Source organism: Shimia sp. MIT1388 (assembly GCF_047124445.1).
GTDB lineage: Bacteria > Pseudomonadota > Alphaproteobacteria > Rhodobacterales > Rhodobacteraceae > Shimia.
In genome coordinates this window covers 3,592,355-3,606,739 of sequence record NZ_CP138921.1, presented here as the reverse complement: position 1 = coordinate 3,606,739, position 14,385 = coordinate 3,592,355, and the positions used below count along the sequence as shown (strand labels likewise).

General features: G+C 60.3%; 12 protein-coding genes. 10 read left to right on the top strand and 2 right to left on the bottom strand.

Annotated features, from left to right (window positions below; all coding sequences use genetic code 11):
- Positions 1 to 49: 49 nt before the first annotated feature.
- The 3 genes from SIB92_RS17735 to SIB92_RS17725 all read left to right on the top strand — a co-directional run bounded on the left by SIB92_RS17735 (position 50) and on the right by SIB92_RS17725 (position 4,117).
- Positions 50 to 1,321, top strand: coding sequence for a GumC family protein (locus SIB92_RS17735; RefSeq protein WP_412553291.1), 1,272 nt, complete (start codon positions 50 to 52; stop codon positions 1,319 to 1,321).
- A 484-nt stretch (positions 1,322 to 1,805) separates the two neighbouring features.
- On the top strand, positions 1,806 to 2,471 hold the full coding sequence (locus SIB92_RS17730) for a sugar transferase (RefSeq protein WP_412553290.1): 666 nt from the start codon (positions 1,806 to 1,808) through the stop codon (positions 2,469 to 2,471).
- A 104-nt stretch (positions 2,472 to 2,575) separates the two neighbouring features.
- A complete protein-coding gene (locus tag SIB92_RS17725) occupies positions 2,576 to 4,117 on the top strand; it encodes a hypothetical protein (RefSeq protein ID WP_412553289.1) in 1,542 nt (513 codons plus the stop codon).
- A 1-nt stretch (position 4,118) separates the two neighbouring features.
- Here the strand turns inward: SIB92_RS17725 and SIB92_RS17720 are convergent, their stop codons facing one another.
- Positions 4,119 to 4,628 (bottom strand): serine acetyltransferase, encoded by a 510-nt coding sequence (locus SIB92_RS17720; RefSeq protein WP_412553287.1) that lies wholly within the window; start codon positions 4,626 to 4,628, stop codon positions 4,119 to 4,121.
- 168 nt (positions 4,629 to 4,796) lie between these two features.
- Between SIB92_RS17720 and SIB92_RS17715 the strand changes: the two genes are divergently transcribed.
- Genes SIB92_RS17715 through SIB92_RS17705 form a run of 3 tightly spaced genes read left to right on the top strand, consistent with a single transcriptional unit; the run spans position 4,797 to position 9,155 of the window.
- Positions 4,797 to 6,848 (top strand): acyltransferase family protein, encoded by a 2,052-nt coding sequence (locus SIB92_RS17715; protein ID WP_412553286.1) that lies wholly within the window; start codon positions 4,797 to 4,799, stop codon positions 6,846 to 6,848.
- Entirely contained in the window at positions 6,845 to 8,410 is a 1,566-nt protein-coding gene (locus tag SIB92_RS17710; RefSeq protein WP_412553285.1) for a GMC oxidoreductase, read from the top strand. Before SIB92_RS17715 ends, SIB92_RS17710 begins: the two co-directional genes overlap by 4 nt.
- Positions 8,403 to 9,155 carry an SDR family oxidoreductase gene (locus SIB92_RS17705; protein WP_412553284.1) on the top strand — a complete coding sequence of 251 codons (753 nt, stop codon included), beginning with the start codon at positions 8,403 to 8,405 and terminating at the stop codon, positions 9,153 to 9,155. Before SIB92_RS17710 ends, SIB92_RS17705 begins: the two co-directional genes overlap by 8 nt.
- On the opposite strand, the gene SIB92_RS17700 is transcribed toward SIB92_RS17705, so the two are convergent.
- Positions 9,152 to 9,901: a WecB/TagA/CpsF family glycosyltransferase gene (locus tag SIB92_RS17700; protein WP_412553283.1), complete on the bottom strand. Its 750-nt coding sequence runs from the start codon at positions 9,899 to 9,901 to the stop codon at positions 9,152 to 9,154. The two genes, SIB92_RS17705 and SIB92_RS17700, sit on opposite strands and share 4 nt — an antisense overlap.
- Before the next feature lie 191 nt (positions 9,902 to 10,092).
- Here SIB92_RS17700 and SIB92_RS17695 point away from each other — a divergent pair, with 191 nt between their 5' ends.
- Genes SIB92_RS17695 through SIB92_RS17680 form a run of 4 tightly spaced genes read left to right on the top strand, consistent with a single transcriptional unit; the run spans position 10,093 to position 14,385 of the window.
- Positions 10,093 to 11,226: a Gfo/Idh/MocA family protein gene (locus tag SIB92_RS17695; protein ID WP_412553282.1), complete on the top strand. Its 1,134-nt coding sequence runs from the start codon at positions 10,093 to 10,095 to the stop codon at positions 11,224 to 11,226.
- Positions 11,223 to 12,200: an NAD-dependent epimerase/dehydratase family protein gene (locus SIB92_RS17690; protein WP_412553281.1), complete on the top strand. Its 978-nt coding sequence runs from the start codon at positions 11,223 to 11,225 to the stop codon at positions 12,198 to 12,200. Before SIB92_RS17695 ends, SIB92_RS17690 begins: the two co-directional genes overlap by 4 nt.
- Positions 12,197 to 13,420 (top strand): glycosyltransferase family 4 protein, encoded by a 1,224-nt coding sequence (locus SIB92_RS17685; RefSeq protein ID WP_412553280.1) that lies wholly within the window; start codon positions 12,197 to 12,199, stop codon positions 13,418 to 13,420. The genes SIB92_RS17690 and SIB92_RS17685 overlap by 4 nt, the downstream gene beginning before the upstream one ends.
- Positions 13,417 to 14,385 (top strand): glycosyltransferase, encoded by a 969-nt coding sequence (locus SIB92_RS17680; RefSeq protein ID WP_412553279.1) that lies wholly within the window; start codon positions 13,417 to 13,419, stop codon positions 14,383 to 14,385. The genes SIB92_RS17685 and SIB92_RS17680 overlap by 4 nt, the downstream gene beginning before the upstream one ends.

Genomic DNA, 14,385 nt, shown 5'->3' with positions numbered 1-14,385 from the left:
CTTCAAGAGCGCGAATCCGAGTCGCGCCAGGACGATATTGAGGACGGGCATGGACAAGTTCCAATCATTTGGCGAGGTGCTGAGCATGCTGCGCAGGAGGTTCTTCCTGTGGGCAAGCATCATTGTCATCGGCGGGTTGATCTCGCTGGCCTACGTGCTGGGTCTGCCACGCGAATATGAGACCTATGCCACCATCCAGATCGAGCAGCCCTCGATCAAAACCGGCGCCACCTCGCCCGGTGCGTTGAACGCGGACATTCTGCAAAAGCTGCAAATTGTGGAACAGCGGGTAATGGCGCGGGACAACCTGCTGACCATCATCGACAAGTTTGGCCTCTACAACGACGCGCCGCTGAGTGAGTTGCAGAAGGTGGAACTTCTGCGCAAAGCGGCAGGCGTGATCCACATCACCAACCCAGATTTCCGCTGGCGCCAGGACATCAGCCCGTCTGCGCTTTTGGTGTCTGTGCGCATGACCGACCCGGTTCTGGCGGCCAATGTCGCCAATGAGCTGGTGAACAATGTGCTGGAGCAGGAAGAGAAACGCCGCACCGAGCAGGTGAGCGAGACCTTGTCGTTCTTTGATGGGGAAGAACGCCGCATTGGTGCGGCGATCACCAATCTGGAACAGCAGATTGCCGATTATAAACAGGAAAACGCGGTGCTTTTGCCTGGCGGCGTCGAAGCGCTCCGCACCCGTCTGGTGGATTTGCAGCAAATTGAGCTGGAAGTGCAGCGCCAGCTTCTGGAGAACGTCGGCATTTCCAGCGGTGGCAATTCTGTGCGCGCCCAGCGCCTGCGCCGTCTGCAGGAAGAGAGCGAACTTTATCAGATCGAAATTGCCGAGATCGAAGCCGCGCTCAAAGACACGCCGCGTATTGAACAACAATACAACCGCTTGGAACGGCAGCTGACCAAGCTGGAAGAACAGTATCAGGCGATCACTGCGGGCAAGGCCGAGGCGGAGATGCAGCAGATGCTGGAGGCCAGCCAGCAAACCGACAGTTTCACCGTGCTGGAAAAAGCCCTGCCGCCGGATTGGCCGATTGCGCCTTCGCGCAAACGTATCCTCGCTATGGGCGGCGTGCTGTCTGTCATGGTCGCCCTAAGCCTGGTGTTTGTGCTGGAGATGCGCAGCCCTGTGATCTGGACCCGCGGCCAGTTGGAACGTCAATTGCGCCTGCGCGCCGTGGCAGCCATTCCGGTTCTGGAAACCCCACGCCAGCGGCGACGGCGCAAGTTGGGACGCCTCACGAAGGTGTTTGGCCTGCTGGCGGTGTCCGGTGGATTGGCGGCAATGATCCTGAAATTGGGCAAATAGCGGCCACAATTGCGCCACATTTCAGCACTCCTGCGCGGATTTTTGCCGAATCGCTCGTCCTCAACCCAAGGATGCCCCCACGTCAGTTGTTCTAAAGGGGAAACAATCAAAAAGCCTTCCCTGCAACCGTTTCCAAACCTGACCTACAAAACGGCAGGCTTGCCACAAATTTTAACCAAGATTGCAAAAAATATCGAAAGTCGAATGCGTCATTTTATTTGTTTTCAAATACTTATGCAAAACTATCCGAAAGTTAAGGTGGATTTCTGTAAATTTGTGACTAATGTATGTCCTGGGTGGGCGCTTCTGATGAAGGAGCATCAAAAAGGACTAATTCGCAATTACCTATGCGATCAGCCCCTGCTGCCGGGGTGCTTATTCAAACTAGGTGAGACCAACACGACACGCGGCTTTTTGCGAGTCCGCGGACGGGTGGACTGTGAGTTCTGAGATGCCCCCTTTAACGGGTTACGGGGATGGACCGATGGCGATTTTTTCGCGGGAAGATTTTGAGCAAGGCTTTGAAGTCGCTCCGGAGCGCTATGGCGTTTACCGCAGCGTGTTCAAACGGGCGTTCGACATCCTGTTTGTCCTGACCATTGCTGTGCCCGTCACGCTGGTTGTGCTGTTGCTTGCCCTGTTCATCTCGCTGGATGGCGCGTCGCCGTTCTACCGCCAGGAGCGTGTTGGCAAAAATGGCAAGCGCTTCTCCATGCTGAAACTGCGCTCCATGGTGCCCAATGCGGATCGCAAGCTGGAGGCCTATCTGCGCGCCAATCCCGCGGCCCGTCTGGAGTGGAACGAAAAACAGAAACTGGCACATGATCCGCGCATCACGCCGATTGGTCGCATCATCCGCAAAACCTCGCTGGACGAGCTGCCACAGTTCCTGAACGTGCTGATTGGCGACATGTCCGTGGTTGGCCCGCGCCCGATGATGCCGGAACAGACCGCGCTGTACCCGGGCACCGCCTACTACCGTATGCGCCCTGGCATCACTGGCTTCTGGCAGATTTCTGAGCGCAACGAATGTTCCTTTGCCGAGCGTGCCATTCACGACAGCCACTATGACCGCGCGCTGAGCCTGCGCACCGATGTGTCGGTTGTCTGGCGCACCGTGGCCGTGGTGATGGCCGGCACCGGCGTGTGAACGCCACACCCTGACAGTTTGAGACACGCGCGCTATAGTCATGGCGCGCGTTTTGCGTTTGTGTGGCCCCGACCACGCCGCTGACAAAGGAAGACCTGCCCTCAATGCCCAACATGCTCGCCACGTTGATGCTGATGCTTTGGCCGGTGGTCATTTGGCGGCTGTTTGTCAGCCTGTCACCGGGTCGGGCGCTGATCTGGTCTTTGCTAGGCGCCTACTTGCTGCTCCCCCCACCGCCCGCAGAGTTTGACTTTCCGCTGATGCCGGCACTGGACAAAGGTAGCCTGCCCAATCTGGCGATCCTGATTGTGGTGTTCTTTGTGCTGCCACAGCGCCCCAAGCTGTTGCCGGACAGCATTCTGGCGCGCTGGCTGCTAGGGATCATGATCTTCAGCCCGGTGCTCACCGTGTTCACCAATGGCGAGCCACTGGTCTTCACCGAGAATTATGTGCGTGGTCTGTATTTTCAGGACGCCATTGCCCAGCCAATCAACCAGTTCATTGGCATCATTGGCTTCCTGATGGCCCGTGCCCTGCTGCGTACCCGCGAGGATCAGCGGGATCTGCTGTTGGCGCTGATGATTGCCGGGCTGGCCTATTCCCTGCCGATCCTGATCGAAGTGCGGCTCAGCCCGCAGCTCAACAATTGGGTTTACGGCTACTATCAACACCTGTTCAGCCAGACCATTCGCGGCAATGGCTATCGTCCGATGGTGTTCCTCTACCATGGCATCTGGTTGGCCTATTTTGTGCTCACGGCGCTGTTGGCCGCGCTGACCCTGTGGAAGGCGGACACCAGCCGCACCCGCGCGAAATACCTGATAGCCGCCTTCTATCTCGCGGCCGTGCTGGTGCTGTGCAAAACCTTGGCGACCTTGGTCTATGCTGGGGCGGCTGGCGTGTTGATTGTTTTCCTAAACACCCGCGCGCAGGTGAAGGTGGCTGCGGTTCTGGCGCTGATGATGCTGGCTTATCCGGTGCTCAAGACCTCCGGTTTGGTGCCCAGTGACGCCATCATTGCCCAAGCCGAAAAGGTGAGTGCAGAGCGGGCGCATTCGCTGAGTTTCCGGATCGAGAACGAGGACGTGTTACTTGATCGGGCATTGGAAAAACCGTTGTTTGGCTGGGGCATCTGGGGGCGCAATCACATCCACAACCCAACAACCGGGCTGATCACCTCGGTCACTGACGGGTACTGGATCATTGTGATCGGGGTCTGGGGCTGGGCCGGATACATCGCGCAGTTTGGCCTGATGGCCCTGCCGATTTTCCTTGTGCACCGTGAGTTGGGCTGGATCAGGGTTGCTGACCGTGACAGTTTCCAGCACGAGACCTCCTTTTCTCTTATCGATCGCAAACAGGCTGGCCCTCGCGAAGATCGCGGGCTGTCACCTTATCTTGGGCCGCTGGCCCTGATGCTGGGGTTCAACATGATCGATATGCTGCCCAACGCCACGCTCACGCCCACCACCTGGCTGATTGCGGGCACGTTGTTTGGACACGCAGAGCGGCTGGCACAGATACGGCGTGGCGCAGAGTCTGCGTTCCGGCGCAGCCCAATGAGCCGCCGGGAGGACGGCGAAGACGAGCCACAGGCCGTGGTCAGCCAACAGCCCAAACCGCCCAAACGCCACACGATCCTGTGATCTAGCCACCGTATCCCGGCTTCATTTTCAAAACCTTCGCAGGCACGCCGCCAACCACAGCCCCGGCAGGCACATCGCCCGTGACCACCGCATTGGCACCGATTTCAGCATCCGCGCCAATCGTCAGCGGGCCAATCACCTTCGCGCCCGCGCCGATGTCCACATGGCCTTCCAGAACCACTGCGCCGGATAGTGTCACCTGATGCATCAACTGGCAATTTGGACCAATGGTGGCGTTGGGATGCACAATGATGCCGGTGGGATGTGGCAGGCGCAAACCGCCTGCTATCTGCATATTCAGATGCAGCTCGGACTGTGTAATCACTGACCAGAAGCGGTGTGACAGCACCCAGCATTTGGACGCCAGTTTGCCAAGCAGACCGCCCCGCGCCTTGGCCGCCTGATATCGGCGCAGCGCGCGCAGCAACTTGGGCCCCGGATCCCAGAAGCCTCGTGGCACTTCCCGCGACCAATCCGGCTCTGTGGCGGACACATTTTGGTCAGTCTGCACAGCATTTGCCTCCGCGCCAAATCCCGCAAAAGCGGGCGCTTTCAAAGCGTTGTCGCAAAACCTCTGTGTTAAAGCAACTTAACTCTGCTGTGCGGTGGCGCTTGCGGCACAGGGAGGAGTTATGTTTTTTGGAGAAAAGCAAAAAGCAACCCAAGGATGCGCAAGCGCATGAGCACCCAAGAGTCGCCTGAGGTAGAAACCTCCGCGCCCAAACTTGCCGCTAACCAAAAAGCCGCCAAAGGCCACCGTGCGGAGATCGACGGGCTGCGCGCCATCGCGGTGCTGGCGGTGGTGTTTTATCACTTCGGCGTGCCGGGATTTGGCGGCGGTTTCATTGGGGTCGACGTCTTTTTTGTGATCTCCGGCTTTCTGATCGGCGGCATCTTATGGCGCGAACAGCAGGAGACCGGTCGGCTGGCCCTGGGCCAATTCTACATCCGCCGCATCAAACGCCTTGCACCGGCGTATTTTGTCATGGCCTTTGTGGTGCTCATCATTGGCGCGTTGATCCTGCTGCCCAATGATTTCCGCGAAACCGCCAAAGGCGTGATTGCCGCGACGGTCTATCTCTCAAACGTGCTGTTTTTCCGCCAATCCGGCTATTTTGACGGGGCGGCTGAAGACAAGATTATGCTGCACACCTGGTCTTTGTCGGTGGAAGAGCAGTTCTACATCTTCTTGCCGCTGCTGTTCCTGCTGTTTGCCCGCAGCAAAACCGTGATGCTCTGGGCTTTGGGCGCGGTGTTTGGTCTGTCGTTTGTCAGCAATCTCGCCACCACGCCCCTATCCCATCCGGCTGCCTTCTTCCTGTTCCCGTTCCGCGCCTGGGAGCTTTTGGCCGGCGTCGGATTGGCCGTGTTGACCATCGAACGGCCTGATCTGTGGCGACGGCATCAGGCGCTGAGCTGGGCCGGGCTAGGGCTGGTGCTGGCCTCGGTTGTGCTGGTGGTACCGGGCGAAGGGTTCCCCGGCTGGCAAGTGATCTTCCCGGTGCTCGGCACCGTGCTGCTGATCGGCAATGGACAGGATGACAACTGGGTCAACCGTGGCCTGTCGATGCGCATTCCCGTGTTGATCGGGCTGATCTCCTATTCGCTGTACCTCTGGCATTGGCCGGTCTTCACCTTCACCAAGTACCTGCAAGGCCAATACCGCGGCCCAGGCGAAACGTCACTTTGGATCGCGATTTCCTTTGTCCTCGCCGTGCTCTCCTGGCGGCTGGTGGAACAGCCGGTGCGTCAGGCCAAAAACCTGCCAACCTGGGGTCTGTTGTTCACCGCCGCGCTGGCCTCGGTCAGTGTGGTGGGCCTGTCGTTTATGGTGTTCAAGGCCGATGGCATGCCGCAGCGCTTTGGACCACAGGCGCAGGTGCATATCGCCGCCACAGGCGATTTCTTGCAGGATTTTTCTGATTGTTACGTGCCCGACGAAGGACCGTTTGAGGGCATCGAGATTTGCCCGATTGGCCCCAAGGAAAGTTCGCCCAGCCTGATTATCTGGGGCGACAGCCACGTGCGAGCCTACTACGAGGGTCTGAAGCAGGCCGCGCGTGAGGCCGACCGCAGCGCCTTGGTGATCTGGCGTGCGGGCTGTGCCCCGGCCTTTGATCTGGAGAAACGCGAAAGCGCGGCCACTCCAGCGCAGGATGCCGCTTGTGCGGAGGCCAATGCACAAATCCGCCAAGCGCTGCGCGACATGCGCCACCTGCAGGATGTCATCCTGATCGGGCGCTGGTCATACTATGCCTCCGGCAAAGGCAGCGGCAGTGACGCGCACAACACCATCCGCCTGCGCAGCGACGTTTATGGCAACATGACTCAGGACGCGCTTTTGGGTACCGCTTTGGCCGCCACGGTTGCCGATATTGGCGATCTGGATCGGCAAGTTTATATCCTGCGCCAACCGCCGGAGATTCAGAATTACCACGCCCCGAAAGTCGCCCGTGCGCTGGTGCATGGCCGCCTGTCGCAGCAACTGGCCCGCCGGATTGGTCAGATCACCGTGACCGATGCCCAAACCCGCGAACGCGGCGCAGCGGCAGCACTGGCCAAAAGTGGTGCAACCATCCTGGACAGCTGGGGTTGGTTCTGTGACCAATTCCTTTGCGACGCCGTGCAAGGCGGCGTGGGCCAGTATTTTGACAACAACCACGTGACCAACGCGGCGGCGCGGCGGATGCGCTCGGTGTTTTACCCGGTCATGGCCCGGGCCACACAATGACCACACTTGCCGACGCAAGCAGCACCACTTGGGACGTGATTGTCATTGGCACCGGCATGGGCGGCGGCACCATTGGACGCTATTTGGCGGAACAAGGCCTGTCGGTGCTGTTTGTTGAACGTGGGCCAACCGGTGTTCGCGCCGAGGAGCAAGAGCTGAACCCCAACATCTGGGACCGCGAGGCACGGCTGGTGCGCGGCTATTGGCCTGAACCTCTGGAAGCGACAGTGAACGGGGTCACCACCACCTTCAACGCACCTTTGGGGGCGGGTGTAGGCGGCAGTTCAGTATTTTACGCCGCCACGTTGGAGCGCCCCGCGCCACATGACTTGGACCACAGCGACGCCCGCCCGCACCCTACCGGCGGCTGGCCTGTCAGCTATGGCGAGATGGCGCCCTATTTTGACCGCGCCGAAGCGCTTTATCACGTGCGCGGCACGCCCGATCCCTTGCAGCCGGACGGCAATCTCTTCCCGCCGACGGTGATGAGCGCGGCGGACCAAGGTTTGATGTCGGCCATGAAAGATATTGGGCTAAACCCGTATCAGGGCCATATGGCCGTGCGGGAGGACGACGGCTTTGAGCAGTATCTGGGCCGCAAATGCCCAAACGATTGCAAAATGGATGGGCGCTCGGCGGGCGTGGAGCCCGCTTTGGAAACCGGCAACGCAGCTTTGTTGGACCTGACCGAAGTGCAGGAAGTCCTTTCCAATGATGGCACTGTGATTGGCCTCAAGGTGGCCCGCAAGGGCTTGGAGGCCACGCTAACCGCGCGCAGCTATGTGCTGGCTGCAGGGGCGTTGCATTCTCCACGCCTGTTGATGGCATCGGGCAATTTGGGCAATGGAAACGACCTTGTTGGCCGCAACCTGATGTTTCACCTCAACGAGATGTTTGCGCTCTGGCCGCCCAAAGGCAAACACAGTACGAGGGCGTCCAAGTCTCTCGCCTTTCGTGATCTCTATCATCAGGGCGGACAGCGCTTTGGCATGGTGCAAGCTTTGGGTGTTGAGGCGCGCTATGGTGAGATTGTGCATTATCTCAACATGGCGTTTGACCGCTCGCCGCTGCGCAAGCTGCGCTGGCTGCGCCAATTCACCCGCCTGCCCGCCGCAATTGCCGTAAAACTGTTTGGCAGCGCCAAGATCTTTGTCGGCATCTTGGAAGACCTGCCCTATGCGGAAAACCGCGTGTTTCACGATCCCGCTGATCCGCATCGTTTGGCGATCACCTATGACATGGCACCGGAACTGCTGTCGCGGCGCAAGGCTTTCCGCAAAGCTCTGAAGCAGCGCCTCAAAGGCATCCGCATGGCGTTCACTGGCGCGGGGCCGGAACTGAATTTTGGCCACCCCTGCGGTACCTTGCGGTTTGGCGACGACGCCAAAACCTCTGTGTTGGATCGCAATTGCAAAATACATGGCACAGAAAACCTCTGGGTGGCGGATGCAAGTTTTATGCCCACCTCAATGGGCGTGAACCCGTCGCTGACCATCGCCGCCAATGCCCTGCGGGTTGGGGAAATTGTGGCCGCGAACCTGAAGGAAACGCAAAATGGCTAAGCAACTGGCGGTCATCACCGGCGCGGGCTCCGGATTGGGGCGCGCCCTAGCCATCGAACTCTGCGGGCGCGGCCTGCTGGTCGCGGGTTTGGGACGCCGTGAGGGCGCGCTGCGCGAGACGGAGGCCTTGACGGATGACAGCTTCACCCCCGTGGTAGCAGATGTCTCTGATCCCGAACAGGTGCGCGCCGCTTTTGAGACCATTCGCACCGTCGCACCGGTCTCGATCCTGATCAACAACGCCGGTGTCTACCCGCACCGCGACATGCTGGACGAAACGCCAGAAAGCTTCATGCAGACCGTCGCCATCAACCTTGGCGGCACGGTGGTTTGCACGTCTGAAGCGCTCAAGGACATGACCGAGGCTGGGCGCGGCCGTATCCTCAACGTGTCAAGTTTTGCGGATATGCATCCCCTGCCCTGCAGCGCGGCCTATTCCGTGTCCAAAGGCGCGGTGACAGCCTTCTCCCGCGCGTTGGTGGCCGATCTGGGGGATCGATTGCCCAAGATTGTGATCAGCACATGGATGCCGGGCATGCTCAACACAGAGATGGGGCTGGACGACGGGCTTGATCCGGCTGTCGCGGCCAAATGGGGCGCGGGCCTGGCGCTTTGGGAGGATCCGTCGCTGAATGGCACGGTGTTTGAGATGGACCGGGAAATCCTGCCGCCGCGCGGCTTGAAAGGGCGCCTAAAAGATGCGGTACGTATGAAACGCCGCAAGCCACGCGTCATTCCGACTTAGTCCCGCTGCGCGCGCGCCTCTTTCATCAGGCGCGGCAATATCCCGATACAGCGCAGGTAGCGGCCTGCCAGTCGCGCCGGATTGCTCAGCGCACGACAAAGCCATTCCAGCGCCAGCTTCCGGACCCACGCAGGGGCGCGGTTTTGCGTGCCTGCGAGGAAGTCCAAACCCGCCCCAATGCTGGCAAAACCCATCTGCGGCACAACCTGCCGCCCGCGCGCAGCGAGCCGTTCTTGCTTCGGTGCACCCAGCGCCAGAAACGCCATCCGCGCCCCCGCCTCGGCGGCTTGTGTCAACACGGCCTCTGCCGCAGCGCTTTCGGGATCAAATCCCATGGGCGGCGCAATACAGGCTGCGACCTCCAATCCCGGTGCTTGTGTTTTCAAAGCCTCTGCCGCTGCCGCCAGAGCCTCCTCAGTGCTGCCAATCAACGCCACCGGCGTGCCTTCTTCGGCCGCCCACCGCGCCAGAGGCACCACCAAATCCGCGCCCGGAAGCAGGTCCACCGGTTTCCCGGCCTTGCGGGACAGCCACACAATGGGATTGCCGTCCGCCACCACAAAATCCTGCGCCAGATAGGCGGTGGCAAAGCATTCATCCTTGGCCAGTTTCACCAGGTGATCGAGGTTGATGGTCGCCAGCGCAAAGCCTGCATGGGTAGCAAACCTGTCCCGCACCACCCGCTCCAAGGTGGCGTGATCAGCAACATTGACCGTGACCGGCCCTTTGATGGTGGAAAACTGCACGTTGGCCGCCCTTCGATCCTGAATTTTGGCACAGTTTAACAACTCCCTCACTCAACGTCAGAAACTGTGCTGCAATTTCCCTCAAGTGGTTCAAAACCGCCACAATTCCCCTCATCACCTCACCCGCCTTGGTGGTATTTCACGCCAAAATACCTATAGTCATGCCGTATTGGTTCAAAAGGATTCCCACCATGTCAGCCGCCCAAACCCGCAGTGTGTCTATCATCGGTTGCGGCTTTGTTGCCGACCTCTACATGCGGTCCTTTGCGGCCCATCCCGACATCGCGGTGACGCAGGTGTATGACCATGATCCCAATCGCTTAAAAGCCTTTGCTGAGCACTGGAACCTGCACACCGCGGACAGTCTGGAGCGGTTTCTGGGCAACCTGCCGCAGGGCTCCTTGGTATTGAACCTGACCAACCCCGGCGCGCATTATGAAGTCTCCCGCGCCTGTTTGGAGGCGGGGCATCACGTTTATTCCGAGAAGCCGTTGGCCACCGAGATGGCTGATGCCATCGCGCTACATGAGCTGGCCGCACAAAAAGGCCTGCTGCTGTCTTCCGCGCCTTGTTCGGTGCTCGGTGAGGCGGCGCAGACCCTGGGCAAAGCCATTCGAGACGATGTGGCTGGCCCAGTGCGCCTGATCTACGCCGAGCTGGATGACGGTTTCATCCCACAAGCGCCTTATGCCGATTGGACAAGCGAAAGCGGCGCGCCTTGGCCTGCTGAAGATGAATTTGCCGTGGGCTGCACGCTGGAACATGCGGGTTACTACCTGACCTGGCTGATTGGCATGTTTGGCAGCGTGCGTCGCGTGGTGGCGGCCTCTGCCGAATGTCTTCCGGGCAAGGAGATCACCGGCACGCCAGACTTTTCCACCGCCACGCTGTTCTTTGAAAACGGCATCACCGCGCGGCTGACCTGCTCGATTGTGGCGAGCCACGATCACAAAATCCGCGTGTTTGGCGACAAAGGCGTGCTGCAAGTGAAACAAGCCTGGGACAATGACGCGCCGGTCAAGTTCCACCGCCGCTTCACCCTGCGCCGTCGATTGGTCGAACATCCGATTGGCACACGCCAAAAGATCAAAGGCGACACCCATCCCAAAGTGGAACGCTGGGGCGCGGCGGCGATGAACTTTGCCCTGGGCCCTGCCGAAATGCTCGACGCCTTGGCCGAAGGCCGTCCGTGCCGCCTGTCACCGGATTTTGCGCTACACCTCAATGAGGTCACGCTGGCCATTCAAAACTCCGGGGCTGATGGCTGCGCACAAGACATGACCACGCGCTGTGAGCCGATGGCGCCCATGCCTTGGGCCACATGAGCGGGGCCACCCTTGCCATAACAGGCGCCACGGGCTTTATCGGGCGCCACTGCGTGGAGCGCGCCCGCGCCGAGGGCACTGGCTTGCGTCTGTTTGTGCGCGATATGGCGAAAGTGCCCGCCGCGTGGCAGGCGGATGAAACCGTCGAGATCATTGCGATGGACCTGACTTCGGCGGGCGATGGGTTGGCACAGGCTTTGTCCGGTATTCAAACCCTGATCCACTGTGCCGCAACGCTTTCCGGAGATCAGGAACGTGACACGGTGGCGGCCTCGGTTGCGGTGATCGATGCGGTGATTGCCGCTCAGGTGCCCCATGTGGTGCTGGCCGGTTCGCTCTCGGTCTATGACGTGAGTGGCGTGCCCAAAGGTGGCACGGTGGACGAAGTTACGCCGGTGAACACCGACGGGCGGGATACTTACGCGCAGGCCAAGCTGACGCAGGAGACACTGTTTCACGATGGCGCATCGCTCTACGGCTACGCGTTGTCGATCCTGCGTCTTGGGGCCGTTTGGGGGCCGGATCACCTGTTCAACGCCCACATCGGCCCGGCGGTTGGCGGCACGTTGCTAAAAATCGACGGCGGCGGTGAAGTGCCTTTGTGCCGCGTCGATTTGGCTGCCGAGGCACTGCTAAAAGCGGCCCATGAAAACACCGGCGTCGGCACGCTCAATGTGCTGGACGATGACCGCCCCAACCGCGCGGTCTTCCTGACCGCGTTTCGCGCCTGTGGCTGGCCCAAGAGGGTTTTGCCCACACCGCTGGCTCTCTGGCGATTGGCGGCCTTTGTCACACCGGACAGCGCCGCCATGCCCGGCCTTCTGCGCCGCGCCGTGCTGGAAGCCCGCCACCGCCCCGTTCATTATTCAAACACCATGATGCACAATCGCCTTGGCCCCGTCACAATGCTGCCCTTTGCGGCTGCGATGCAGGCGGCGATTGAGCAGCAAGAGCAGCAGGCCCCGCCGTCGTGAGCGACACAGACAAGACCCCCATCGCCTATTTGACCGGCGAATACCCCCGTGCCACCGATACGTTTATCCAGCGCGAGGTGGCCGCGTTGCGTGCACAAGGCCAGCCGGTAGAAACCTGCTCCGTGCGCCGCACCGGTGTGGAGCATCTGGTGGGAGACGAGCAAAAGGCCGAGGCCAAAGCCACCTTCTACATTCTTGCTGCCGCCAAATCTCCGGTCACCTTGCTGAGTGCCGTGTTTGGCGCGTTGCTGCGCAACCCGATCCGGTTCCTTCGCACCGCGATACTGGCGTTTCGCACCTCTCCACCAGGTCTGCGCAATCGCATTTTTCAACTGTTCTACTTTCTTGAAGCCGCTGTGCTAGCCGCGCATCTGCGCAAGAAAGGCGTGCGGCATCTGCACAACCACATTGCCAAATCCTCCTGCACCGTTGCCATGCTAATGAGCGAACTGTCGGGCATTCCTTACAGCTTCACCCTGCATGGCCCGGACATCTTCTTTGCACCGGATCATTGGCGGCTGGACGAGAAAATCAAACGGGCCAAATTTGTCGCCTGTATCAGCCATTTTTGCCGCTCGCAGGCGATGGCGTTTTCTGACCCAAAGCACTGGGCCAAGTTGCACATCATCCACTGTGGCGTGGAGCCGTCACGCTATGACGCGGGCGAAGATCCGGTGGAGACCAATCTGCTGTTTGTCGGACGCCTCGCGCCTGTCAAAGGTCTGCCAATCCTGTTGCGCGCGCTGGAACCGTTGAAAGCCGAATTTCCCAAAATCCACCTCACCGTGATTGGCGATGGTCCGGGCCGGAAGGCGCTGGAACATCAGACCGAGGCGGCGGGGCTGTCAGGCAACGTGTCTTTTGTCGGCTACAAATCGCAGTCCGAAGTGGCCGAGGCGCTGGCTGCCTCTGATCTCTTTGTCCTGCCGAGCTTTGCCGAAGGCGTGCCTGTGGTGCTGATGGAAGCCATGGCGGCGCGACGCCCGGTTGTAACCACCCACATCGCGGGCATTCCAGAGTTGGTGACCGATGGCGCCTCCGGCCTGTTGGTGCCACCCGGCAATCCACATGCGCTGGCCGATGCCATTGGCAAAATCCTCGCCAACCCGGCCCGCGCCACGGCGATGGGCATTGCCGGGCGCGCCACGGTGGAAAAGGCTTTCGACATCAACAAGGAAGCCGCACGTCTGGGTGACCTTCTGGACGAGGGCCAAACATGAGCACCACCGCCATCATCATTGGCCGCAACGAAGGCAAACGGCTGATCGCCTGCCTCGCCTCGCTCAAGGCGCAGGGCGTGGAGATGGTCTATGTCGACAGCGGCAGTTGGGACAATTCCGTTGCTGAGGCCCGCAAGGTCGGCGCGCTGGTTGTCGAGCTGGACAACAGCCTGCCCTTCACCGCCGCCCGCGCCCGGCAAGCGGGATTTGACGCGCTGGCGCAAACCGGCGACCTGCCGGAGTTTGTGCAGTTTGTGGATGGCGATTGCATTGTGGTCGACGGCTGGATCGCGGCGGGGGAAAAGGCTTTGCGCGAAGATGAAACCCTTGGCCTGATCACTGGCTGGCGGGCGGAGCTCTATCCCGAGCGCAGTGTCTACAACGCGCTGTGTGATTTTGAATGGCACCGTCCGGCGGGCGAGATTGTCGCCTGTGGCGGCGACATGATGGTGCGCTCCAAAGCCTTTGTGGAGGCAGGTGGGTTTGACGCCACGGTGATTGCTGCCGAAGACGACGAATTCTGCGTGCGCCTGGCCAAAGCTGGTTGGAAACTGCGACGCCTGCCGCAGGAAATGACGCGTCATGACGCCGCCATGCTGCGCTTTGGGCAATGGTGGCAACGCGCCGTGCGCACCGGCCATGGCTTTGCCCAAGTCGGCTGGATGCACCCGCCGTATTTCCGCAAGGAACAACTGCGCGGCGTGATCTACGGCTTGCTCCTGCCTTTTATGGCGCTCTGGGGCTTGATGGACAGCGCGATGCTGTTCCTGCTGGTGCTTGCAATCTATGTCGCCAACTACATCCGCACCAAAAACGGCCTTGTCCGCGAGGGGCTGCCCTATTGGGAAGCCAGGCGCCACGCCCGCCTTCTGACCCTGTCCAAACTGCCCAATGTGATGGGCATGATCCTGTTTCATTGGCGCCGCATCCGTGGCCGCGCCATGCGCATCATCGAGTATAAATGA

Excerpts from the sequence above, each read along its gene's own strand:
- SIB92_RS17735 (WP_412553291.1), top strand. The coding sequence starts at position 50 with ATGGACAAGTTCCAATCATTTGGCGAGGTGCTGAGCATGCTGCGCAGG.
- SIB92_RS17695 (WP_412553282.1), top strand. The coding sequence starts at position 10,093 with ATGTCAGCCGCCCAAACCCGCAGTGTGTCTATCATCGGTTGCGGCTTT.
- SIB92_RS17710 (WP_412553285.1), top strand. The coding sequence starts at position 6,845 with ATGACCACACTTGCCGACGCAAGCAGCACCACTTGGGACGTGATTGTC.
- SIB92_RS17690 (WP_412553281.1), top strand. The coding sequence starts at position 11,223 with ATGAGCGGGGCCACCCTTGCCATAACAGGCGCCACGGGCTTTATCGGG.
- SIB92_RS17715 (WP_412553286.1), top strand. The coding sequence starts at position 4,797 with ATGAGCACCCAAGAGTCGCCTGAGGTAGAAACCTCCGCGCCCAAACTT.
- SIB92_RS17680 (WP_412553279.1), top strand. The coding sequence starts at position 13,417 with ATGAGCACCACCGCCATCATCATTGGCCGCAACGAAGGCAAACGGCTG.
- SIB92_RS17705 (WP_412553284.1), top strand. The coding sequence starts at position 8,403 with ATGGCTAAGCAACTGGCGGTCATCACCGGCGCGGGCTCCGGATTGGGG.
- SIB92_RS17725 (WP_412553289.1), top strand. The coding sequence starts at position 2,576 with ATGCCCAACATGCTCGCCACGTTGATGCTGATGCTTTGGCCGGTGGTC.
- SIB92_RS17730 (WP_412553290.1), top strand. The coding sequence starts at position 1,806 with ATGGCGATTTTTTCGCGGGAAGATTTTGAGCAAGGCTTTGAAGTCGCT.